The 23387-nt window shown below is 34.4% G+C and carries 22 protein-coding genes and 1 pseudogene; 6 read left to right on the top strand and 17 right to left on the bottom strand.

The annotated features are described in order from the left end of the window. Window positions 1-265: 265 nt before the first annotated feature. The 16 genes and pseudogenes from istB to C1A40_RS07190 form a co-directional block, all read right to left on the bottom strand. Window positions 266-1006 carry an IS21-like element helper ATPase IstB gene (istB, locus tag C1A40_RS07265; protein ID WP_102995327.1) on the bottom strand — a complete coding sequence of 247 codons (741 nt, stop codon included), beginning with the start codon at window positions 1004-1006 and terminating at the stop codon, window positions 266-268. Between the two features lie 163 nt (window positions 1007-1169). After that, entirely contained in the window at window positions 1170-2597 is a 1428-nt protein-coding gene (gene istA, locus C1A40_RS07260) for an IS21 family transposase (protein WP_241910505.1), read from the bottom strand. A gap of 554 nt (window positions 2598-3151) precedes the next feature. Further along, on the bottom strand, window positions 3152-3934 hold the full coding sequence (locus tag C1A40_RS07255) for an enoyl-CoA hydratase/isomerase family protein (protein ID WP_102995326.1): 783 nt from the start codon (window positions 3932-3934) through the stop codon (window positions 3152-3154). 119 nt (window positions 3935-4053) lie between these two features. Further along, window positions 4054-5469, bottom strand: a complete 1416-nt coding sequence (locus C1A40_RS07250; RefSeq protein ID WP_102995325.1) for a sensor histidine kinase — start codon at window positions 5467-5469, stop codon at window positions 4054-4056. A gap of 144 nt (window positions 5470-5613) precedes the next feature. Continuing rightward, a complete protein-coding gene (locus C1A40_RS07245; RefSeq protein ID WP_102995324.1) occupies window positions 5614-6162 on the bottom strand; it encodes a CopD family protein in 549 nt (182 codons plus the stop codon). A 21-nt stretch (window positions 6163-6183) separates the two neighbouring features. Next, window positions 6184-7536: an MATE family efflux transporter gene (locus C1A40_RS07240; protein ID WP_102995323.1), complete on the bottom strand. Its 1353-nt coding sequence runs from the start codon at window positions 7534-7536 to the stop codon at window positions 6184-6186. A 14-nt stretch (window positions 7537-7550) separates the two neighbouring features. Further along, on the bottom strand, window positions 7551-8570 hold the full coding sequence (gene hemH, locus C1A40_RS07235; RefSeq protein ID WP_102995322.1) for a ferrochelatase: 1020 nt from the start codon (window positions 8568-8570) through the stop codon (window positions 7551-7553). Between the two features lie 263 nt (window positions 8571-8833). Further along, window positions 8834-9583, bottom strand: coding sequence for a hypothetical protein (locus C1A40_RS07230; RefSeq protein WP_158651315.1), 750 nt, complete (start codon window positions 9581-9583; stop codon window positions 8834-8836). Between the two features lie 465 nt (window positions 9584-10048). Continuing rightward, window positions 10049-10897, bottom strand: coding sequence for an IS982 family transposase (locus C1A40_RS07225; protein ID WP_102995320.1), 849 nt, complete (start codon window positions 10895-10897; stop codon window positions 10049-10051). A 26-nt stretch (window positions 10898-10923) separates the two neighbouring features. After that, on the bottom strand, window positions 10924-11868 hold the full coding sequence (locus C1A40_RS07220) for an ISAon1 family transposase (protein WP_479685329.1): 945 nt from the start codon (window positions 11866-11868) through the stop codon (window positions 10924-10926). Window positions 11869-11899: 31 nt separating this feature from the next. Beyond that, the gene (locus tag C1A40_RS07215) at window positions 11900-12250 is read right to left on the bottom strand and encodes an ISAon1 family transposase N-terminal region protein (RefSeq protein WP_102995318.1); all 351 of its coding nucleotides are present in this window, start codon (window positions 12248-12250) and stop codon (window positions 11900-11902) included. A 348-nt stretch (window positions 12251-12598) separates the two neighbouring features. Beyond that, entirely contained in the window at window positions 12599-13798 is a 1200-nt protein-coding gene (locus C1A40_RS07210) for an IS4 family transposase (protein ID WP_102994434.1), read from the bottom strand. 130 nt (window positions 13799-13928) lie between these two features. Next, the gene (locus C1A40_RS07205) at window positions 13929-15377 is read right to left on the bottom strand and encodes an outer membrane beta-barrel protein (protein ID WP_102995317.1); all 1449 of its coding nucleotides are present in this window, start codon (window positions 15375-15377) and stop codon (window positions 13929-13931) included. Beyond that, window positions 15377-15919 carry an RNA polymerase sigma factor gene (locus C1A40_RS07200; protein WP_102995316.1) on the bottom strand — a complete coding sequence of 181 codons (543 nt, stop codon included), beginning with the start codon at window positions 15917-15919 and terminating at the stop codon, window positions 15377-15379. The genes C1A40_RS07205 and C1A40_RS07200 overlap by 1 nt, the downstream gene beginning before the upstream one ends. 40 nt (window positions 15920-15959) lie before the next feature. Continuing rightward, the gene (locus tag C1A40_RS07195; protein ID WP_102995315.1) at window positions 15960-16373 is read right to left on the bottom strand and encodes a hypothetical protein; all 414 of its coding nucleotides are present in this window, start codon (window positions 16371-16373) and stop codon (window positions 15960-15962) included. Between the two features lie 110 nt (window positions 16374-16483). Then, window positions 16484-16843 (bottom strand): annotated as a pseudogene (locus tag C1A40_RS07190) (recombinase RecA); the annotation flags it as partial. Between the two features lie 412 nt (window positions 16844-17255). On the opposite strand from C1A40_RS07190, the gene C1A40_RS18140 reads away from it, so the two are divergent. From C1A40_RS18140 to C1A40_RS07175, 4 genes are read left to right on the top strand one after another with little or no spacing between them, the layout of a single operon-like run. Continuing rightward, window positions 17256-17393: a hypothetical protein gene (locus C1A40_RS18140; protein WP_158651314.1), complete on the top strand. Its 138-nt coding sequence runs from the start codon at window positions 17256-17258 to the stop codon at window positions 17391-17393. 41 nt (window positions 17394-17434) lie between these two features. Next, entirely contained in the window at window positions 17435-17728 is a 294-nt protein-coding gene (locus tag C1A40_RS07185) for a hypothetical protein (RefSeq protein WP_102995314.1), read from the top strand. A 38-nt stretch (window positions 17729-17766) separates the two neighbouring features. Continuing rightward, window positions 17767-19110, top strand: coding sequence for a hypothetical protein (locus C1A40_RS07180; protein WP_102995313.1), 1344 nt, complete (start codon window positions 17767-17769; stop codon window positions 19108-19110). A gap of 19 nt (window positions 19111-19129) precedes the next feature. Then, a complete protein-coding gene (locus tag C1A40_RS07175) occupies window positions 19130-19696 on the top strand; it encodes a hypothetical protein (RefSeq protein WP_102995312.1) in 567 nt (188 codons plus the stop codon). 255 nt (window positions 19697-19951) lie between these two features. On the opposite strand, the gene recA is transcribed toward C1A40_RS07175, so the two are convergent. Next, window positions 19952-20953 (bottom strand): recombinase RecA, encoded by a 1002-nt coding sequence (gene recA / locus C1A40_RS07170; protein ID WP_102997158.1) that lies wholly within the window; start codon window positions 20951-20953, stop codon window positions 19952-19954. Between the two features lie 343 nt (window positions 20954-21296). On the opposite strand from recA, the gene trhO reads away from it, so the two are divergent. Together trhO and C1A40_RS07160 are read left to right on the top strand one after the other, a co-directional pair. Next, entirely contained in the window at window positions 21297-22361 is a 1065-nt protein-coding gene (gene trhO, locus C1A40_RS07165) for an oxygen-dependent tRNA uridine(34) hydroxylase TrhO (RefSeq protein WP_102995311.1), read from the top strand. A gap of 3 nt (window positions 22362-22364) precedes the next feature. Further along, window positions 22365-23369: a radical SAM protein gene (locus tag C1A40_RS07160; protein WP_102995310.1), complete on the top strand. Its 1005-nt coding sequence runs from the start codon at window positions 22365-22367 to the stop codon at window positions 23367-23369. Window positions 23370-23387: the final 18 nt, after the last annotated feature.

The following is a 23387-nucleotide window of genomic DNA, read 5'->3' as shown; positions in this document are numbered from 1 at the left end:
GTTTTTTTCACAAACATTTTCATGAAAAAAACGTAAATTTCAAGTACGCGAATTCACTGCAATTTTAACTTTTCCTTAAGCCTTTTTGCTAGTTATAACTCCTTGATTCTTTTAAGTTTTCCATATTTTTGACAACTTAAAAAAAGCAGAAAATTATGTATAAATTCGCATGTTCCGCCTTATTGGCTATTTCGGAGTGACCATGCCACGTATTTCGGTCAAACCGTGCCACTTTAAGAGATCATACAATAATAGTTAAATTTAATTAATACTGTTCTTTCAACTTACCTTTTCTCAAGGATTCTCCAGTAAGGTTTATCCTATGCGATGAATTTACAATACGATCTAGTATCGCATCAGCGATAGTGCTTTCGCCGATAATATCGTACCAAGCGGATACAGGTATTTGTGAAGCTACAATCGTTGCTTTTTTATCATGTCTTTCATCGATTATGTCCATAAGCGCCTCTCTGTTCTGATTGTCGAAGCTCTGTAAACCAAAATCATCAAGGATAAGCAGATCTACTTTTAATAGTTTTGCAAGTTCTTTAAGGTAAGTGCCATCTACTTTACTTAGTTTTAATCGTTTCATCAGTCTAGCAGTATTTGTGTATAGGGTTCTTTTATTCATCATACAAGCTTGATGTCCCAATGCCTGAGCTATATAACTTTTACCCACTCCAGAGGATCCTGTGATAATCAAGTTTTCCTTTTTTTGTACAAAATCTAGAGTAGCCAAACGCTCGAACATATTTCTGTCCAAGCTTCTGTTGTGCAGGTAATTAATATCTGTAAGTGTAGCTCCCTGCTTAAAGGCTGCTTGCGTTGTAAGCCTTTTTATCTTTCTATTCTGAAGGTCTTCCCATTGGTGATCGGTAAGCAATGCTAGATATTGATCTGGCGTAAGACACTCTATTCGGTTATCACTAAGGTGGTTGTGATGGAGTTCAGCTATAGCTGTTAATCTCATTTTTCTGAGTTTTTCGATGGTGTGATTTGTATTCATATATGTATAAAATTTAAGTGATTTTTTCGTGTTGTTTTTACTTATAATTGGATGCCCCACGGATGTTCGCATGCTTGGGGATATGAGAACCTCGGTCTGTTTCTTCTTGTAGGAATAAGGAGCTTTGATCTAGATTATTCTTCAGTATGTTGGTTATCCTGTTCTAGCTTACAGCATCAGCCTGTATGGCTCTTTTGCAAGCATTATCTAACCTTTGGGAGCCATAAGACTTATGGAGTTGTATAACGCCCATAGCTCTTTTATACCCTGTTTCAGGATAATCCAACGCAGCAATAATCCGCTCGACACATGCTGCAACATAACTACCATGGACAGCTGCCTTGTTCTTAAAGTATTGCGGACTCCACTGGCTGTATTGTTTATGAGAACTACTAAGGTGATCCTTGTTGGTTATGTATGCGCCTTTGGAACCGCTACGTTGGTGTATAGCTATGCGCTGTTGATTATAATACACCTCTACCATGCCTTTGGTATAGTGTAGCGTGGTTTCCTTGCCAATGTAACGATATGGAACGCTGTAGTAAGTCTTATCTGGTGAAAAATAGATATAGCCTATTTTCTGAACCTTAGCTCTTCTATATTCTTTTATCTCGTAGCGTGTACTGCTTAAGGGTTTTAGATACTCTCGTTCGACGCTTTGGAAGAGCTCCAGACGACTAGCTTCTTTGCGTTGGAATAATAGGTTGTTGTAGCACTCTAGCAGAAGTTTTATCTCTTTGTTTAGATCTGCTAAAGAAAAAAAGGTCATTTCCCGAAGGGGATAATAAATCCGTTGATAAGCTAGATGCACCGCGTTTTCCACCAGCGCTTTATCTTGAGGGGAGTAACTACGCGTTGGATTGACCACGCAGTTGTAATGGCGGGCAAAGTCTTTAAAACTACGGTTAACCTGAGCTTCGTATCTACTAGATCTGGTAACGGCTGATTTTAGATTGTCTGATACGATGGCCTTGGGTACTCCCCCGTAGAAATGAAGGGCGTTTTCGCAACAACTTATAAAATCTTCACGCTTTTGGCTCATACAAGCCTCAACATAGGTATACTGACTGTTAGGGAGCATGGCAACAAAGACCTCTACTGGAAGTATCTCGCCTGTGATTTTGTCTACTATCTGAAGTTTTTTTCCAGCAAAGTCCACGAATATCTCTTTCCCTGCCTCGTGTTCAAGTTTCATAGATCCCTTGATCTTGGCATATTTACGATGGTAATGCTCCATGAATTGAGTGTAACTATAAGGGTCTTTAACCTTTTGACTATATTCTGTGTAGTGGTACAAAAAAGTAAATCCTGGGTGGTTCCGAGCCTTATTAATACTTTCAAAATAAAACATCAATTCATCATAGCGTTTGTTATTTATGGTTGTATGAGATGTAAAGAGCTTTTCTAGGGTGTGGTTGTCTAGCTTTAATAACTCCTTAAAACTATAACCACTACCTTTAAATAGGTGTATATAGCTATTTATAGTGTTGCGGGAAATGCCAAGTGTGGCTCCAATTTGACGGTTACTATAACCATCTTGTTTTAAGTTGATAATTTGTTTTAGGTCCTTTGGATCAAGTGTGTTGGCCATATCGCTTTTTAGAGCAATAAGGTAATTACTTGATCTCTTAAAGTGGCACAAATCGAAACGGAAACATTGGCACAAATCAAACCGTTTTTAGCTAAATCAATTTCCGTGTGGCACAATTTAAACCGAAATCAACGGCACAGTAACTCCGAAATCACTGGCACAAATCGAACCGTGTTAGCCAGAACCCCTTAAAATCCATATTTATGCGGTAGGTAGTGGCTACGAAGGCCTTTTATTTTCGGAAACCATAGAAAACACAAAAAATATTCAACGTATTTATCGATTAGAGGGTTTAGAAAAAGGCAGTCATAAAATTGTATTCCAAACCGAAGGTCGAGAATTTATTAAACACATTTAAAACATGTAAGAACCACTTATTACTTACTAAGAGGCTGTTTGAAAAGTCAATAATAATTGATTTGTCAGGCTGAATTTGCCGAAACCAACACTGTTTATCAGTTAGTTAAAAATATTTCAACAAGCTAATCTAACAAAAAGTATACTTTTCAAACAGTCTCTTTTTTTGTTTAACACCTAGGCATTGGTTTAAACATTTATTTACCAGGAAAATTAGTTTTGCGCTTTTCTAGAAAAGCCTTAGTACCTTCTTTAAAATCGGCGGTTCCAAAGCAATCACCAAAACCTTGTATTTCTACCTGAAAACCATTAACGCCAGATTTAAAATTAGCATTGACAGCCTCGATAGCCGTACTTATAGCCACACTAGAATTTCCTGTTATTTTATGAGCTATCTTTTCTATAAAAGTCAATAAATCTTCTTGAGGTACAACATGATTTACAAGACCATAATTTAAGGCCTGAGCAGCATCAATCATTCCCGCGGTCATGATCATTTCTAGGGCACGACCTTTGCCAATTAATTGGGGTAAGCGCTGTGTACCTCCATAGCCAGGAATAAGTCCTAGAGAGGTTTCAGGAAGTCCCAGTTTCGCATTATTACTAGCCACTCGAAAATGACAAGCCATAGCGAGTTCCAATCCACCTCCCAAAGCAAAACCATTTACAGCAGCGATTACCGGGGTAGATAAATTTTCAATAAAATCAAACAATTCGGCATGACCTTTCGCAGCCAGTTCTTTACCTTCTAACGCCGTAAAATTTGCAAACTCACTTATATCGGCACCCGCAACAAAGGCCTTTTCACCACTTCCTGTTATAATAATTACTTTAGTTTGTTTATCAGCATCGGCCGTTTTTATCGCTTCGTGCAATTCGGAAATGGTTTCTTTGTTTAGGGCATTTAATTTATTCGGACGATTAATAACTATTGTACTAATCGCAACCGATTTATTTAATATGATGGTTTTGTAACTCATAACGTTGTTTTTAATAAGAGATGTAAAATTAGCACAATTGCTAATTTATTTAAGACTTAAATTTACGACTTTTTTAGGTTTAAAGGTTTCGTGCCTCTAAATTCCTTAACATAAACACGCTAATTAGCTTTTGGAAAAGTCACTTTAAAAATGGTGCCTTTACCTTTTTCTGAAACAAATGAGATGGTCCCATTATAAGTTTCCACTATATTTTTAACCATGGCTAACCCCAATCCCATACCACTTGTTTTAGTTGTGAATTTTGGTTCGAAGACCATGTCTTTACTTGCTTCTGAAATCCCCACACCATTATCTGAGATCGAAATCTCCACGTTATTATTCACCTCTGAAACATTTACAAGGATTTTTGGCTCATTATTTTCAGACATGGCCTGGATGGCATTTTTAACTAAATTCGTGACCACACGTATTAATTGGGTACGATCTAATTTCGCAATAATGTGATCACGATCTGAAGCGAAAACAATATAGTTTTCATTAAAAATATCCAAAGCCAATTTTACAATTTCAACCACATTTAAGTTTTCATTCTGTTGGGCTGGCATCTTTGCAAAATTTGAAAATGCCGCGGCAATAGAACTCATCGTGTCAATTTGTTGAATTAGAGTTTTGGTATATTCATCGACTTTTAAATAGATATTATCATCTTCAGGATTAAACTTTCTTTGAAAATCTTGTACCGTCAAACGCATGGGTGTTAACGGATTTTTAATTTCATGAGCGACCTGTTTAGCCATTTCACGCCAAGCTTGTTCACGTTCACTTTTAGCCAATTGAATGGCACTTTCTTCAAGTTCATCAATCATACTATTATAGGAGTTTACAAGCGTTGTAATTTCTTCGCTGGTATCATCTATAACAATTTTCTCATTCAACCTTTCTAAACGTGTGGCGTTAATTTTATCGCTAATAGTTTTTAAAGATTTTGTTATGAATTTAGATAGTAAAAACGCCAATCCAATAGCCATAAAAAGCACAAAAGAAAAAGCATAAGCCATTCTGGTTAGGAAAGCTTCGAGTTCTTTGGTTAAAAAATCATCGTTTTCTAAATAGGGTAAATTTAGAATCGCTAAAGCCTTGGATTTTTGATCGGTTAGGTAGGTGTAAGAAGACAAAAAGGTTTCGCCATTTTCCTTATGTTTATCTACATACCGATGTACGGCGGTATTGGAGATGGCATTTAAAACCTCGGTTTTGATGCATTTATCTGCGACATTATTTCTAAAACCGGCTTTAGAAGAAATAAGCAAAGAACCATCTAAATCGTATAAATTAATTTGAAGTTTATGAATATCGGCTATATTATAAATTTCTTCCTTAAAAATAATAGGAATATTCTCTGTTTTAACCTCCCAGGTATTGTTTCTTCCGTTAAGCACACGCTTTAAATGCGTACTAATACTATGCTCTTTAGCGTATAAACGGTCGTTGTGGTAATCTTCACTCTGTTGTTTATATTGTTTGATAGCTACCACTGAAATAAGCACAGAGCCCAGCAGCACAAGCAGAATCATGGCTAGAAAAATTCGGGTACGAAGGGATGGTCTTTTAAATTTAAACGGCACGTCAATTTATATTGAATGATTTAAATATAGCAATAATTAAACCAAAGCGTTTTTTAGTCTACTAAAAGTCTCGAAGGTTATTATCTTAAGGTTTTAAGCATTAGGATTCTTTTCACGAATACGTTTATAAACCTTAAAGCCAATCATAACAAGAATACCTAGCACAATGATTCCAATAAGTCCCCAAATCCAATTAATAGCATTTTTTAATACCACTAAAAATACTACGGCAAATAGAATAAAAGTAGCACCTTCATTCCACATGCGCATAAAGTTTGATGTTTTTTTTACCAGGTCCAATTGCAGCTGCTTATAGTACTGATGCGTTTTAAAATGATACACAAAAAGCAATAGTACAAAGGCTAACTTAACCTGCATCCATGGTTGCTCTAGCCAATACGGTTGTAAAACAAGTAACCAAATTGCAAAAACAGTAGCTAATATCGCCGAAGGCCAAGTAATAATGTACCAAAGGCGTTTAGCCATAAGTTTTAGCTGTTTGCCCAGAATTTCTTTATCTGGAGACGGTTTATGAAAAGCCTCTATTTGATACACAAATAATCGTGGGATATAAAACAGACCCGCAAACCAAGTGATAACGAAAATAAGGTGAAAGGATTTTATATAATTGTAATATTCCATGATAAAATATGATAAGTAGATTTATGATGTGATCGGATTTAAAGTTTTTACAATTTCCCTATTTAAAAAATAAGCAGTAACAATTGTTGCTAATACATCGGCTATGGGAAAAGAAATCCAAACCCCTAATTCACCATAAAATTTTGGCAAAATAAAAATAAGCGGAATAAAGAAAAATCCCTGCCGCGTTAAGGTTAATAACAACGCAGGCCGAGCCTTTCCTATAGCTTGAAAATAAGCTGCGCCAATAAGCTGCAGTGCAATTATAGGTGTTGCAGCAAATACCCAACGTATAGCTGTGGGTGTTTCTTTAATAACCTCGGCATCACTAGTAAACATTTTAGTGATACCATCTGGAAAAGTCGTTAATACTATAAACACCAAAGTCGCTAAAAGCGATGCATATTTTATAGCGATATAAATGGTTTTTTTTACGCGATCGTATTGTTGTGCCCCATAGTTAAAGCCTGCAATAGGTAAAAACCCTTGAGTAACCCCTAAAACTGGGAACATAGCAAACATGAGCATGCGCCCAACAATGGCATAGGAGGTTACCGAATTTACACCTCCCAATTCATATAAAATATTATTCATAAACAAATAAGTAACACTTACAACGGCTTGCCTGGCTAAGGTTACAAATCCTAAAGTTCCAATTTCCTTTACGGTATTATAGTGCAAACCAAAATGCGAAAACTTTAATTTTAATTCGGAATGTTTAGATAAAAAGAACCAAAGAATAAATGCGAAACAAAAGCCGTAAGAAAGGGTAGTAGCCCAAGCAGCACCCTCCATTCCAAGGTCTAATAAATATATAAATATATAATCTAAAAGCAAGTTACTCACCGATGGAATCATCATGGCATACATACCAAACTTTGGTTTTCCTTCAGCCCTAATAACATTATTTCCCATCATGCTTAAAGCCAGAATAGGAACACCGTAAAGTACAATACGATAATAAATTTTTGCTGGCTCAAAAATAGCACCTTTACCTCCAAAGGCCGGTATAATCTCATCTTGATAAAGTAAGCCTATAAAAACAAAGGAACAACACAATAATAAGGTTAAAGTAATTTGATTACCAAAAGTTTTAAGGGCTTTTTTATGGTTTGAAGCGCCTAGTGCTCGAGAGATTATAGACGCTCCCCCTATACCAATCGCCATTCCCAAAGCACCAATAAAGAAAGACACTGGAAGCACGACATTTATCGCTGCAATGGCCGTTACACCAATCCAATGACCCACAAAAATGGTATCCACTAATATATTTAAAGACATCACCAAAATTCCTATGGCCGCTGGAACCGCTTGTCTTATTAAAAGCTTTCCAATAGGCTGAGACCCTAAATCTTGAGATGATATTTTCGCCATAATTTAACTTATGCTTATGAAGTCACCCATGTGTTGATCCAATGAGACAATAAATCTACAAAAGGTTTATCGTCGTTCAAACAAGGGATGGTTGTAAATTCTTTTCCTCCCATTTCATGAAAAATTTCTTGACCCTCCATGGCAATTTCTTCAAGCGTTTCTAAACAATCACTAACAAACGCAGGCGTAACTATGGCCATATTTTTAATACCATTTTTCCCTAAACGCTCAATAGTTCTATCGGTATACGGTAACAACCAAGGATCGAAACCTAAACGCGATTGAAAGGAGGTTGAAAATGTACCTGCTTGCAAATTAAGTTTTTCGGCAACTAAACGAGTAACCTCAAGGCATTGGTGTCGGTAGCAAAACTCATGCGCTTTACTTGGGGTAGCACAACAACTCCCATCCATTTTACAATGTGATTTGGTGACATCACTTTTTCGAATATGACGCTCTGGAACACCGTGATACGAAAACAATAAATGATCGATTTGCTTTCCTTCCAAGTGTTTTTTTACAGAATTGGATAAGACTTCAATATAATCAGGTTTGTTGTAAAATGCTGGAACAGATTCTATTTTTAAATGAGGAAAAGATGCCTGACGAAGTTCTTCAGCTAAAACCGTAATGGTTTCGGTGGTGGCCATGGCAAACTGGGGGTATAATGGAAAAAGCAAAACTTCCTCAACACCTTGATCTACTAACTTTTGCAATCCTTTTTTAATAGTCATACTCCCATAACGCATGGCTAATGCTACAGGGACATCTACCTGTTTCTGAATGCCTTTTTGAAGCCTTTCAGAAATTACGATTAAGGGCGATCCTTCATCCCACCATATTTTTTTATAGGCTGCTGCCGATGCTTTAGGACGTGTTTTTAAAATAATTCCTTTTACTAGAGCTGTTCTAGCCAAATAAGGGATATCTATAACCCGCTCGTCCATTAAAAACTCACCTAAATATTTTTTTACATCTTGAGGCTCTGGACTATCTGGAGAACCTAAATTTACAAGTAATACGCCTTTTTTCATCCATTTATTTAATTACTACAAAAGTACAATAGTTAATTTTAATAGCACTAAAAATTTAGCAAAGGACAAAGACAAACAAAAAAAGAGGCTGTTCGAAAAGTTTACTTGATATCATATTGAACGTGTCGAAATATTTTAACCGATTAACAATTATTATCGGTTTCGACAAACTCAACCTGACCAATCAAATGATATAGACTTTTCAGACAGCCTCTTGAATAATATTCTAGATTATCAGATATAAACTGATAGCGTATGGCTTATTAATAATCGCTCACAGACGATTTATTATATACCCATTTAGGTAAAGAAGCACTATCAAAATTTGGTTTACCTTGAGTATTTACACTTTCAACACAAACCGAATTCACTAAGTTTTTTACATTTAAAACTTCAAAAACTTTATCGTGTTGGGCTTTAGTAAATGTTCCTAATACATAATCGATATCTACAGATTTGTAAACACCATCTTCTAATAAATAGGCAAACATGGTTTTTACGCTAGGCTCATAGAACTCGGTATTTTTATCGTAATCTTCCTCTTTAAGGATGTAGTTTTTTCCAGCAACTAGAAGATATTCTTTCTCAGATTTCAAATGCTTAACACTTACAGTACCTCTAAACAACAAATGGTAATCGTCGTGATATAAACCAGGCTTACCCTTAGTACTATTCTTATTAACTTCATAAAAAGATTCGAATGGTGCACGTCCTTCCTTATTAATACGAGCCGTAGGGATGTACTTAAGATATTCATCTTTAGTCGCAAAATGAGAAGGCAAATTCTCGGCACAATAACCATTATACCAAACTGGAGTAAAATCTTTATTTAGTAAATTATGGTTACCTTTTTGAAAAATTATAGGATGCTCATAAACCCTCGGATTATAAAATTTATAATTACCTATTTGAAACAAATCACAGTTTTTTGAAACTTTTGTTTCCGATCCGTTTGTTTTACATGATACAATCACACAAAAGATTAATAGTGTTTTTAGTAAAGTTCTCATCATAATTTGGGTATTTCTGCAAGTTTATCATGCTGCTCACGATTAAACTTACTTGGTTAGTATAATTTAGTTGATAAAATGTTTCACTTTGTACCAATTAACTTATTAAAAGCTGTCTTATATTTTTTATGTTTTCTGATTCAATTAAAATAAAATGCCACATAGCACAAGTGCTGTATATCTTTTATTAAAATTGAGAGAGATGAAAACGAATTACAAAACGTATTCCAGCCTAATTGGTTTTTACTTAGCGCATGAGGGAGTGAATGATTTTATAAAGGAACATTAATTTCACATGAAATTTAGGTGTCATCTTTAACATTCATTAACTAAGTACTCTAACAATTTGTACTACACCAATATAGACAAAAACTGATACAAGTAGGATTATCCTTTAAAAAAATCGATGAACGGTATTTTTTAGAAGGCTTTTTCCTACAAAAATAACATGTAAACCCGTTGTGCATTTTAAATAATGCTAATTTTAATATTATTAATGTTTCTCCCAAAAATAAACTTATTGATATACTGAATAGTTGTTAAAGCAGTTATCTTAGCTACGATTCTTGTTTTAAAACCTTCAAAAGTTTTAGCATAATTGCGTCTTATCATAAATTGGTCACAAAGTTGTGAAAATAATGTTTCTATCCTTTTCCTCTTTTTTCTAAATACATAAGGCTGTACTTTGTAATTTTTTTGATTGCTTCTCATAGGTGTATTTAGCGTTATATTACAGGTTTCAAACAAGTTAAGCTGTATTTCTGCTGATAAATAGCCTTTATCACCAATTAATGTACAATCGCTTATTTGCATCTTAATATCTTTAAGATAATTAATATCGTGTACAGATGCTGGACTCAAATCGATACTTTGAAAGACACCATTTACAGAACAAACAGCGTGCAGTTTATAACCGTAATAATTAGAACTTTGAGCTGCACAATAACCTTTATCTGGAAATGCATAAGTGTTTTCTTTACAAATCTTTGAACGAGAACTGCGTGATAATTTACAAACTTCTAAAGGCATACTATCTACTACAAAATAATCTTCAAATTCATTAAAATGGGAAGCTAAGCTTAACCTGATACTGTTGAGCTTATTAACTAGTTTTCGTCTTCTTCTATTGTAGACACTTCTCTCTATTTTTGATAATAGGGAATCTGGAAGTTTTCTAAAAAGGTCATTTTCACTATCTATTCCCATAAATTCGGCAGTAAGACTCAAGCTGATAAGTTCTAAATCACTAAGCTTTGGTTGTCGTCTTTGATAACTTAAAAGTTGTTCTTTCGATATTTTTCTTAATACTTCCAATATTCTGGATCAGTCCTAAAAGTTGGGGACTAGGCATAAATTTGTGCTAATCTAAAGAGGAAGAATTCCTTATTTCTCACACCTCTAAGTTGTTGTCTAAAGGCTTTGATCTTTGCATTAAAAGATTCAGCGGCCGCATTGGTAATTCTGTTGTCAAAATAGTTTAATATTCCCCTGTAATTTAGGGAGATTGTGTTCATAACAACTCTAAAGCTTTTAAAGCCACTATTTTCAATTTGATTGTACCAAAGTGCCAATTTAGTCATTGCTATATTTTTGTCTGTACAAGTATTATAAATTACTCTTAGCTGGTTTGACAAGTCATAAGCTTCCTTTATCATAGGGTATTGCATGAATAAAATTCCTGCCCTTTCCTTTTGGGAACTAGTCCATTTGTCAGGACTTTTGAATAGAAGATACCTACTTCGTGCTAGCAGTTGTTTGCGCGTATCCCCGTTACTAAATACTTCTGCTCGATACTGGTAGTTATTATTTTTAGCTGTCTTGATAGCCTCATTTTCTAGTTCTAGAGCTTGCCAGCGGTATTTTACTCTAATGTCTTGTACAGCATCAGAAGCTAGTTGTTGTACATGAAAGCGATCAATGACTTGCACGGCTCTTGGGAAGCTCTTCTTTGCAATTAGTTTCATGCTACCGGCCATATCTAAGGTTATTTCTTCTACCAACCTCCGCTTGCCTTCAGGTATCTTTTTAAGATATTTAATAACCTCTTCAGACTTAGTTCCTGAAATAATAGCTACAATAGAACCTGCTCTACCTTTGGCTTTTTTATTGGTTACTACGGTGTATAACTCTCCTTGTGAAAGTGCTATTTCATCTATAGATAATCGTTTGCCAATATTTTGAGGGTAGACTAACCATTTGGTGGATTGCTCAAGGTATTCCCAATCTTTAAATTCACTTAAATAATCTCGATATTGGCGCTGTAGCTTTTTACCATCTAAACCATACAAATTAGCTATAGTTTGCGTGCTAGTATTGTTATTATCGATTAATTTCTTTTAAAAAAGCGGCAAACTCGGTGGTCATACGAGTGCCTTTTGCTACATTATTCCAGTCTCTTTGCAGGGTTTCTTTTGTGTCTACATCACGCCATCTGCGGCGCTTTAAATGCAGATAAACTAGTTTCCCTCTAAGTGGAAAATCCTCGATAATTATTTCTTTATGAAAACCTTTAGATTCTACTTTACGTGTTTTAAAACTATTTGGGACAATGTTCTTCTCTTCGAAATACAACCGAAGTTTATCTTCTGTTGAAGAACTACTTTTAAAACTAAAATGAGCTACCAGAAAATCAGGTAGTAATAAGGATAATAAATCTTTAGAAATTTCCACGGAATTTAATTTTTTCCAAAGATAAAATTATTTTTACTCCCCAACTTTTGTGCTTGATCCAATATTCTTTCGTAATTTGCACTCAAGTTGTTCATTATTAATGATTTGTGGTTAAATCAATTTACTGATTTTCAGTAAGATGAACAACTTTTTTCTTTTAAATCATAATGCACAACGGGTGTTATAAAGTTTATTTCTTGTGATTGCTCACGTAAAAATACAATTTGAAATCAATTCTAAAGATGTTTTTTAATTATTGTTGTCCGATAAAAAACAGAATTAGCTAAAAAAGCTTTGGTGTTGGCCTTTTTTATTGATCGCACTCTTTATTTTGAAAACAGAACCTCCTTATGGGTCAAAAAGGCTTAATTGCCCAATGTTTTTGGTTGTAATCTCTTCCCAATTAGCTTCTGGGTTTTTCAGGAATTTGAACAAATCGATATATGTCATCAAATGGTATCGTATGACGGACATCATATTGGAATAAGCCCAGTTTCTTTGGGCTTTTCTTTGGATCACAAGCATAATGAGCTGGATTATCAAACTGACCCAGATTTGTATTTCGATGGCATTTTGATTGTCTCCCAAAAAATACTTTAGCGGAAAGTTCTGTTTAAGCCGCTTGAACATCGTCTCAATCTGCCACCTATTTTTATAGATGTCGGCTATTTTGTCTGCATCAAGATCATAATTATTAGTGATGAACTCATAAACTTTTTGGTGCTTTTCGTGCCAAAAAGCGATTCTCCTCAGGGAAAAAGCGTTGCCGTTTTTGTCCGTAAGCCCTATTTTTTCGTCCTTTAGGACAGCATCGTCCACTTTATTGGAGATATCAAACTCTTCAAGGCTTGTATAGCGAGCATTGTCCTTTTGCCGAGTCACAAAGTAAACATCTTCCAGTGTCCATTTTTGGTATTGCTCATAATCCACATACCCTTTGTCAAAAACCACATAAGAGCCCTTCTTGAGTTCCAGGTCTTTTAAAAAGGTGTGGTCGTGCGTGGCCGCGCTTGAAAACTTAATCAGACAAGGAACGTCTTCCATGGCGTTTATCATAGTATGCATCTTGATACCTCCTTTCTTTTTGCCGTTGAGCGGGTTCCTTCCTACACCTTTAAGAATGTCGCTAAATAGGGGGATGGTCGAGGAATCAACGATTTTAAGGTTCTTCACTGCAGGTTCTAAGGGTCTGCTGTCCGATAAAAAGCGATGGTAACGTTTGTAGAGTAAATGATAAATATCGGCAAATACTTCAGAGCTTCTTCTCCTGTTAGCATCTGACAAGGTACTGCGTTTTGGAAAGTCCGTGAGTCCTAGATGGTTGATCTTTCCCTCGCAGGCAAGCATAATACTGGAAACCTCACGAAGTGAGCTACAGCCACTGATCACGGTAAATACCATAGTGGCCAAATGCTCATAGGTGGTAAACTTTTTGGTATAGCGATCGCTGTTGTGCTTTTTGGCTGTCCGATGAACATCTTTGGGCAAAATGAAATTTAATACCTGTTTGATTATGGGGTGTCCGCTAAAGTTTTTACTTTTATTCATATCTTGGATGTGTGATAACTTCAAGATACAAAATAAGCGGGAAATCCTATCTTGGAAATCCCGCTTTTTAAATCTTTTATCGGACACTAATGATTTTTAATATATAACAGTGCTATAGCTTAATACCATTCTAAAACTTAAATGAAAACCCTGTATAAACGCCAATAAAGAATGGTGTAAAATTCCCAGAAGTGTTATCAAACGTATTGAATTGGTATTTGAACATCGGTTCTAAATTTAAGTCAAACTTCTTCGAAAACTTGTAATTTAAACCCAGACCCACGTTGGCACTATAACTCGTGTTATTAATATTATTGGCTTCGCCTAAAAAAGTATTCGAACCATTTTCGCCTTCAGAATAAATGCCATTGTCACTTAAAAATAAGGAGCTAAAACCACCAATAACATGAACTCCAAAACGGTTTTGAGATAGGGCATATTGAATTTCTAAAGGAATTTCTATATAATCGAATGTTTGATGAATGGAAACATTGGTAGTCGATATTGTTTGTGGGAAACTTTGGTTGTTTTCGGCACTGGCAACCGATAGATTTGGCGTTGAACTTTTTACATTTTGTAAAGCACTCACGCCCGAGCCTCTAGATTCGTAAACCACAACGTTATTAGTGTTATAGCCTAAATTGACTTTATTAATTCCAGAACGAATTTTAATGCGGTTATTTACAGCATAACTTGTAGAAATACCATAACTCATGTTTACATCGCCCGTTTTTTGGTTATTGTTAAACTGTTGGTCTATAGACGAGCCTTCACCTAAACTGTTAAAATAAACCGGCGCCACATTTGGCGTAACACTCCATTTGCTTTCAGGTTTGGCATGAGCTATTTCCCCCTTGCTTTCAGCCATGGCTTCCTCAATGGTAAGGGTGTTTTTCTTATTAGCTTTGTTGTTAACTTCTGCAATGGCCTGATTGTTTTTAGACACATGAGCTATATGTTTTCTAGCCGCTTCTTTGTTAATTAAAATAGGCTCGCTGTGTTTGTCTTGTTTTTCAGCAGATGATGCTATAGCCGATTTAGTACTAGGGCTATCCGAAGGCGTTTTTTCAATAGGTTGTACTTCGGAAGGCGTCGTGTTTTTCGATTTGTTACTTGCGAAACTTGTTGTCGTTTTTACAATATACTTGTTTTGTTTTTCTGAATTTTTTGAAGCTACTGAAGTTGCGGTGTTTTCATTGGTGTTTGAAGTCTGTTCAGAAGTTTCTGTACGGTCGTTTTCAGAATTTGAATGTACTACCGAAGGTGCTTGTTCATGGGTGTTATTTATAGTGTTTTTTAATACTTCTGAAGCATTTTCAATCAGGTCATCGTTGGTGTCTACCACTTGAATGGTTGCGCTGTTGTTGTCTTGTAATAAAAAGCTGCCAATGCCAACAAAAAGTAATAGTAAGGCAGCCACACCAGCATAGCGCCACCAAATAGGAATGATGCGACGTTTTGTTTCTTCTTCGGTATTCAGTTTAGCCGCTATGTTTTTCCAAACGGCTTCGCTAGGAGTCGCTTCAAAATCTTTAAAGTGCTCTTGGAATAACCGGTCTATATGTTTCTTCTCAGCCATTATAATGAATGTAAATGTTCTGTGTTATGATAATCTTCAATCGTCGACTTTAAAATCATCCTAGCTCTGGCTAGGTTTGATTTTGAGGTGCCCACGTTTATATTCAACATGTCTGCTATTTCTTTATGTGAATAGCCATCTAAAACGTAAAGGTTAAAAACCAGACGGTATCGATCGGGTAATTCTTGAATAATTTGTAATAGATAATCGATGGAAACTGCGTCCTCATCAATCTCTACCTCAACATCTTCTATAGCGCTTTCGTTTACAAGTTCAAACACTTTTTCGGTACGGTAGCGTTGTAAAACGGTATTTACAGTAATACGTTTTAACCAACCTTCAAACGAGCCTTTATTTTTGTACTGTTCTATTTTATTAAAAATGGTTAAAAAGGCATCTTGCAGATTATCTTCCGCTTCTGCACGATTTCTCGAATACTTCAAGCTTATGGCGAATAACTTGTTGGAATACAACTTGTATAATTCGCCTTGGGCTATGGTATTTTTAGCTTTACATTTTTCTATGAGCAATTCTAAACTCAAATGGAACAGGTTTTTAAAAGTTCTTAAAGTTACTAAATAGTTATGGTGTTTCTACTACAGGAACCTCAATGACTAGATATTGGTCTTCACCGTCATCATCTTTTCCTTGCCAAAATTTAAAAACATACGAACCATTTCCAGTTACTACAAAATTGAAAGTATTACCTACCAAAATGTCTTCAGTCGACTCACAATTATTTGAGTCTATAACTAAATTGCTTGGTGCTACGGTACGTTCGTTATTGTGCTTTTTGTAATAGAAATTGTAAAAACTATAACATGAAGTAGGTTGGTAATAGAATACTTCTATCGGATAGGTTTTTCCCATTTCAAATTCGTCTGGAATATTTACGCTTTCTACGGGTAATAATTCAGAATGGTATGAGGTACCTTCATCTACACTACATGACGTAAATAAGGCTATGGTTAAAAAAAGTGCTATTAATCTTTTCATGACATAAATAAATTAGGGGGTATTATACATAGTTTCTATGTAGATACATTTATGCCAGGAAGGTTGCGTTAATAGCAAAAAAAAATCCCGAATTAACGGGATTTTAAATTTTATTTTTCTGAAATGATTTGTCGCACTTTAGCTTCGAGTTCATCCATGAGTTCGGGATTGTCTTTAATTAATGCTTTTACAGCATCACGACCTTGCCCCAATTTAGTTTCTTCGTAGCTAAACCAAGACCCACTCTTTTTAACGATTTCATGCTCTACAGCTAAATCTAAAATTTCACCAACTTTAGAAACACCTTCGCCGTACATAATATCAAATTCGGCCGTTTTAAATGGTGGTGCCACTTTATTTTTAACCACTTTTACACGGGTTTTATTACCTGCAATATCGCCGTTAGTTTCTTTAATTTGTGTAGAACGTCTAATATCTAAACGTACAGATGCGTAGAATTTTAAGGCATTACGCAGCAGCAAAATAATAAGCTTAATATCGCTTTTTAGAATACTAAATCGTCTAGAACATTTTTGCTTTAGGCGATTTTTTGTTTTATTTTAAGTTAAAGATTTTCTAGTTAAGAGGTTTTTTTTTGAAAAAACCTAAATGGTTTTATCATTTTTATTTTGTTTATGATTTTTCTTTCATAAACACAAGGAAAAATCTTGTCACGTTGTTTTTTTTTTATTTGCCACGAAAACAATTTTAGTGCTATTATTGATTTTCTCTCTCTCTTAATTTTTGGGGTTATTTGACGGTGATTTGTTGTGTGCAATTTAAACCAACTAAGACTGATAAATTGAATAAAATGAATTATTCTGTAGAGCTTTGAGTGGAATTAAAACTGTTCAGAGAATTTTTTAACCTAAAAAAAATGAAATGCCAGAAAAATTAGAAAAATTTCAGTTTGAAGAACTGGAACAACGGTTTGAAATGGGATGGGGTCCCAAAAAAGTGCATGCCAAAGGAACAATTGACGGAAAACCTGTTGAAGTAAAATCGCTAAAGAAGAAATAGCACAGTAATTTGTATAAATAAAATCGAAAAAGACTAACCATATGAAAGTTTATAAATATCAAATTTTAGTAATTTTAGTAATTATCTTAGCATCTTGTCAAAAGGAAGATTTTGATTTAGAAGAATCTAAGAACAGTATTCCATCATCGTCAAAAATTGAAGCAAATGTTCAAAACGGTAGATTTGTTTTCTCATCTAGAGAATCTTTTAAATCTAGTATAGAACAATTAAAACAGAAAACGGTTGAAGAAATTGGAAATAATTTTGAACATCATTACGAAGGGGGGGGTTTCGGTCGCATAAACCTATTGTTAATCCTAAAAATGAATTACTGAAAGTAAAACTTTCAAAGGAAATTATTCAAAAGGTAGAAATGGGAGAAACTACTTCACTTTACAAGAAAGAGAAAGGCAAAAACAACGGTGTAGAAGAAGAAGATTTTATATCAGACCCTTTATTAGGGGCTTTATTAAATGAAAAGGATGAAATTATAGTGAATGACACTATTTATAAATTTTCAAGAAGAAAAGGAATATTTTTTTCTCATGTAAAGGATTCAGCTTCATTATTTAAAGCCTATGATAAAATGATGAAAAAGGATAATAAAAATTCTTCACTTTTAAAAGCAGCTCCAGTTGAATTGGAATATCAATATTGTCAAGAAAGAAGTGTTAATGGGGGTGTTAGACGTATTTCTGATGAAGCTTTTGTGTATGTTGCTCCTGCTGAACTTGATGCATGTGAGTCAAATAATTTATATGTAAAACCAGTAACTACTCCGACAACGCCACAACTTTCAGATGAAGAAAAACTATATAATTTAGTTAATAATATGACTGCATGCGATGAAAGCACGCCTTTTATGCAAAATATATTAGGAAGAACATTTGTTTGTAGAAATTATTTTGATAACAGACGTCGTATCAAAACAGAGTTTTGGAGTCAGGATTATTTCTTTTATCAATCTGTTGGGGTTCAGGCTAAAACACAAACTAAAACACTGGGGGTATGGTGGGCTTCTGAATCAGATGAATTAGTGTTAGGAATCAATCGTATTTTATTACGGTATAATTTACCTCAACCCGAAATAAATTCTTATTCGCATCCAAATTTATTTCCTCCTAATTCATATCAAAGTCCAATTTATATGTGGGATGGGAGGTTTAAAGTTGATGTTTCAACATCAACTGGTGGCACATATTTCGTGGATACTAAACTGAATCTTCCTGATGGGGCACTACCTTTTTTTAAATTCGGAGAAAAAGAAATTTTAAATATTTATATTCCACGTCTTAATCAAATATCAGGGTTAGAAAATGGAGTGTCACTAAGTTCAAAAGATATTATTAATAATAGGACTATAAAACAACTGTATAAAATGGGAATCGATTTTTTAAATTCACCCAATGTTGCAAATAGCGGTGGTGCGAAAAAAGAATTTTCTGTAATATATCAGTATGATTATAACCGAATAGAAGTTATTTATTTTGGGGAAGTATATAGAAAATCTAATTCAAACTATATTAAAAAAACACTTTATAATAGTGGTATTAATTTTGAGATTTCGGCTGCGTGGGGAGATGTGAGTGGGTGGAGTTATAATCTTAAGCCTGTAACAAAATATTTTAGAAATTATACTTATTTTGATTTGGATTTTTACGCTGTTGCAAGACGTGGGAGCACTTGGAAAGGTAGTAGAATAGTCGTTAAAGAATAAATAACAAATAAATTTATATATGAAAAAGATAATTGCAATTACAATAGTATCTCTATTTTATATCAACAGTTATTCGCAAAAAAAATGGTATTCAAGTGCTGCAATAGAATTTTCTGTGCCAAGTAAAATAGAATATCATTACAATTTTAATAATAGTTCTACAGTTATTAATTTGGACTCCAAAACAGCTCTTGGAGCACAATACTCCATAAACTACTTGGTTTTTAATAAACTAAGTGTTGGGGCTTTAACAGGTATACAAAACCAATTTGGTGCAGATTTTTTTGCGTTCCGTATAGGAGGAAATTTAAAGTATTATTTTGTTGATGATGATAATGTTTATGCATACTTGCGTTATGCAAGAAACTTTACTGTAGATAAAGATAAATTTAAAAATGGAGATAATTTAAGGGGTGGAATAGGGTTTCCTTTTTTAAAGACAGATGATTTTAATTTAAACCTTAATGTGTTTTATGATATAAATTATTTCAATCTTGAAGACGCAGAACCTTTAATATTTGGAAATGAAAGGTCTAAAAATATTTTCTTTAGGTCTTTTGGTATAAGCGTAGGTATAAAATTTTAGGATCGTTTGAGACACTAGAAAGGCGTCTTAAACGGTTTATAATAACTAAAAAGCATTCTTTAATCGGAATGCTTTTTTTATCGCTATGCATATTACAAAAGATTTCAAGGGATTGTGAGAACTGAAGGTTAAACTTTTGTTAGTTAACCAGTTTCAGTAAATATTCCTCTTAGGTCCAGATATTCAGATCTCAATTCGCGTATAAGTAGTTCCGTAAATAGCAAAAAAAATCCCGAATTAACGGGATTTTAATTTTTATGATCCTGAAACGATTTGTCGAACTTTAGCTTCAAGTTCTTCCATGAGTTCTGGATTGTCTTTAATTAAAGCTTTTACAGCATCACGACCTTGACCCAATTTGGTTTCTTCGTAGCTAAACCAAGAACCACTCTTTTTAACGATTTCATGTTCTACAGCTAAATCTAGAATTTCGCCAACTTTAGAAACACCTTCACCGTACATGATATCAAATTCGGCCGTTTTAAATGGTGGTGCCACTTTATTTTTAACTACTTTTACACGGGTTTTATTACCTGCAATATCGCCGTTTGTTTCTTTAATTTGTGTAGAACGTCTAATATCTAAACGTACAGATGCGTAGAATTTTAAGGCATTACCACCCGTTGTGGTTTCAGGATTTCCAAACATCACACCAATTTTTTCACGTAATTGGTTAATAAAGATTACGGTACACTTGGTTTTGCTAATAGAGGCTGTAAGCTTTCTTAATGCTTGAGACATTAAACGAGCGTGAAGTCCCATTTTAGAGTCACCCATTTCACCTTCAATTTCACTTTTTGGTGTTAATGCGGCAACCGAATCGATAACCACAATATCAATAGCACCCGAACGAATTAAGTTATCGGCAATTTCTAAAGCTTGCTCACCATTATCTGGTTGAGAAATAATTAAATTGTCAATATCAACGCCTAATTTTTCAGCATAAAAACGATCAAAAGCATGCTCGGCATCAATAAATGCTGCTATACCACCGGCTTTTTGAGCTTCCGCAATAGCGTGCAACGTTAAAGTGGTTTTACCCGACGATTCCGGACCGTAAATTTCAATAACTCTACCGCGAGGATATCCGCCAACGCCTAAAGCAATATCTAAACCTAAGGATCCTGAAGGAATGGCTTCTACATCTACAATGGCAGAATCGCTCATTTTCATTACGGTTCCCTTTCCGTAGGCTTTATCTAGTTTATCTAATGTAAGTTTTAGTGCTTTTAATTTCGCTTCTTTTTCGCTGCTCATCTCTCTGTTTTTTACTAAAAATTGAAGGGCTAAAATACTATAAGTTTTATCATAACACAATAATAGTTTTCAACATAAATTCATGAAAAATAGAACCTTGTTCTTTAGAAAATTAAATAAATAGTGAGGTGGTACGCAACCTTTTTAACGGAGTTGTATCTTGTTTTTAAATAGGTAATTTATTTTACTCGTTTTAAAACTCATAGAAGTTTGACTAATTCAAAATTAAGCACTTAGACGTATGTTTAGGTGCTTTTTTTGTCTAATAAATGGCAGGGCACTTATAAAATTGTACCTTTGCAACTTTTAAAAATAGTCTTTAATCTTAAAAAATTAGTATAGCATGCAACTGTACAATAAATTAAGTGCCAAAGAAAGAGCCGAATTAATCGAAAAAGCCGGAAAGGATCGATTAACACTTTCTTTTTATCAATATGCCAAAATTGAGAATCCTCAAGCATTAAGAGATCACCTTTTTATCACTTGGGATCAATTGGATGTTTTAGGACGTATTTATGTCGCTACCGAAGGCATTAACGGCCAATTATCCTTACCTGCCGATCGTTTTAACGAATTCAAATCACATCTAGATACCATCGATTTCTTAAAAGATATTCGATTGAATATCGCTGTAGAGCAGGATAATATGTCTTTTTTAAAGCTGAAAGTTAAAGTGCGTAACAAAATTGTTGCCGATGGTTTAAATGATGATACTTTTGATGTAACCAACAAAGGAGTGCATGTGGCTGCCGATAAGTTTAATGCTCTTATTGAAGATGAAAACACTGTTTTGGTAGATATGCGTAACCATTACGAGAGTGAAATTGGTCATTTTAAAAATGCTATTACGCCCGATGTCGATACTTTTAGAGAGTCTTTAGATATTATTGAAGACGACTTAAAAGACCATAAAGAGGATAAAAACCTGGTAATGTACTGTACTGGTGGTATTCGATGCGAAAAAGCGAGTGCTTACTTTAAACATAAAGGTTTTAAAAACGTATTTCAGTTAGAAGGGGGTATAATAGAGTATACCCGTCAAATTAAAGAATCCGGACTTGAAAATAAGTTTATAGGCAAGAATTTTGTTTTCGACGAGCGTCGTGCCGAAAAAATTAGCGACGATGTTATTGCCTGCTGCCATCAATGTGGTGCGCCTGCCGATATTCATACCAACTGCGCTAACGATGCCTGTCATTTACTTTTCATACAATGCGATGCTTGTAAAGAAGAAATGAATAACTGCTGTTCTAACCAGTGTAAAGAAATTCATGCCTTACCGTTTGAAGAGCAAAAAGCCCTTCGAAAAGGACAAGCCAACAGTAACGACATTTTCAAAAAAGGTCGTGCCGAGCATTTACCTTTTAAAAAAGACTTAAGAAACATTTTTGAGACATTAAAAAAATAATTCATGGATGTATATAGATTATTAAAACTTAATAGGAAAATTAAAAGTTATCGCATTAAGTTTTTGGCACTTTGGGTACTTCATGTATTTAATAAGCGTTATTTAGCTGTCAATCTTGATCCTGTTTTGGCATGTAATTTACGTTGTAAAATGTGTTATTTCACAGACAAGGAATATGTTAAAAAACCAAAGGGTCAATTTAAACAGGAAGAGCTAGAGCAAGTCGCTAAAGTTATATTTAAAAGAGCCCTAAAACTTCAAATAGGCTGTGGAACAGAGCCTACTTTATATAAAAATTTACCTGAATTGGTTAGATTAGGTAAAAAGTATCACGTGCCCTACATTAGTTTAACAACAAATGCAAACCTACTAAACAGCGAAAGCATAGAAGCGTTGTTAAAAGCAGGACTAAATGAGTTTACTATCTCATTGCATGGGGTGACAAAAGAGAGTTATGAGAATTTTATGCAAAAGGGGAATTATGAAAAGTTTCATGAAGTTTTTAGGTCATTTCAGCAATTAAAAAAGCGTTTTGACTTTAAAGTAAGAATTAACTATACTTTTAATAAGGATAATTTTTATGAATTAAAAGAGTTGTTTAATTATTTCGATGGAAAAAGTTTTGATATTCTTCAAATAAGGCCTATTCGAAAAATTGGAGAAACCGAATACAACGACTTTAATTTAGATAGTGTTAGAAATGATTATCCTATTGTTATAAAAAGGATAAAACAATCATGTTTAGAAAATAATATAACATTGTTAGCTTCGGATGAAATTCCGAAAGTTGAAAATGTAAATAGTTCAAGTTTTATTTACGACTATACTTTTTGCTATGTTTCCCCAACAAGCTTTTGGAAAGACGATTTTAATTGGAAAGAAGAGTCTTTTAATAGTTATGCCAAAAAAATAGGCTGGGGAAAACAACTTTTCTCGAACATATTTAGGTCAAAAAGTGAATTAAGGTCGCGATCAAACCGTTTGAATTATGAAATTGAACTGAATTAAAGTTTTTTAAGTTAAGAA

The sequence above is a fragment of the Tamlana carrageenivorans genome, from assembly GCF_002893765.1.
Lineage (GTDB): Bacteria > Bacteroidota > Bacteroidia > Flavobacteriales > Flavobacteriaceae > Pseudotamlana > Pseudotamlana carrageenivorans.
This window is presented reverse-complemented; position numbering and strand designations above follow the sequence as displayed.

Bases quoted from the DNA above. Each gene is read 5' to 3' on its own strand.
- C1A40_RS18140 (WP_158651314.1), top strand. From the start codon at position 17,256: ATGCCAGAAAAATTAGAAAAATTTCAGTTTGAAGAACTGGAACAACGG.
- C1A40_RS07255 (WP_102995326.1), bottom strand. From the start codon at position 3,934: ATGAGTTACAAAACCATCATATTAAATAAATCGGTTGCGATTAGTACA.
- C1A40_RS07185 (WP_102995314.1), top strand. From the start codon at position 17,435: ATGAAAGTTTATAAATATCAAATTTTAGTAATTTTAGTAATTATCTTA.
- recA (WP_102997158.1), bottom strand. From the start codon at position 20,953: ATGAGCAGCGAAAAAGAAGCGAAATTAAAAGCACTAAAACTTACATTA.
- C1A40_RS07175 (WP_102995312.1), top strand. From the start codon at position 19,130: ATGAAAAAGATAATTGCAATTACAATAGTATCTCTATTTTATATCAAC.
- C1A40_RS07180 (WP_102995313.1), top strand. From the start codon at position 17,767: ATGGGAGAAACTACTTCACTTTACAAGAAAGAGAAAGGCAAAAACAAC.
- C1A40_RS07205 (WP_102995317.1), bottom strand. From the start codon at position 15,377: ATGGCTGAGAAGAAACATATAGACCGGTTATTCCAAGAGCACTTTAAA.
- C1A40_RS07245 (WP_102995324.1), bottom strand. From the start codon at position 6,162: ATGGAATATTACAATTATATAAAATCCTTTCACCTTATTTTCGTTATC.
- C1A40_RS07210 (WP_102994434.1), bottom strand. From the start codon at position 13,798: ATGAATAAAAGTAAAAACTTTAGCGGACACCCCATAATCAAACAGGTA.
- C1A40_RS07240 (WP_102995323.1), bottom strand. From the start codon at position 7,536: ATGGCGAAAATATCATCTCAAGATTTAGGGTCTCAGCCTATTGGAAAG.
- trhO (WP_102995311.1), top strand. From the start codon at position 21,297: ATGCAACTGTACAATAAATTAAGTGCCAAAGAAAGAGCCGAATTAATC.
- C1A40_RS07250 (WP_102995325.1), bottom strand. From the start codon at position 5,469: ATGATTCTGCTTGTGCTGCTGGGCTCTGTGCTTATTTCAGTGGTAGCT.
- istB (WP_102995327.1), bottom strand. From the start codon at position 1,006: ATGAATACAAATCACACCATCGAAAAACTCAGAAAAATGAGATTAACA.
- C1A40_RS07160 (WP_102995310.1), top strand. From the start codon at position 22,365: ATGGATGTATATAGATTATTAAAACTTAATAGGAAAATTAAAAGTTAT.
- C1A40_RS07195 (WP_102995315.1), bottom strand. From the start codon at position 16,373: ATGAAAAGATTAATAGCACTTTTTTTAACCATAGCCTTATTTACGTCA.
- istA (WP_241910505.1), bottom strand. From the start codon at position 2,597: ATGGCCAACACACTTGATCCAAAGGACCTAAAACAAATTATCAACTTA.
- hemH (WP_102995322.1), bottom strand. From the start codon at position 8,570: ATGAAAAAAGGCGTATTACTTGTAAATTTAGGTTCTCCAGATAGTCCA.
- C1A40_RS07230 (WP_158651315.1), bottom strand. From the start codon at position 9,583: ATGATGAGAACTTTACTAAAAACACTATTAATCTTTTGTGTGATTGTA.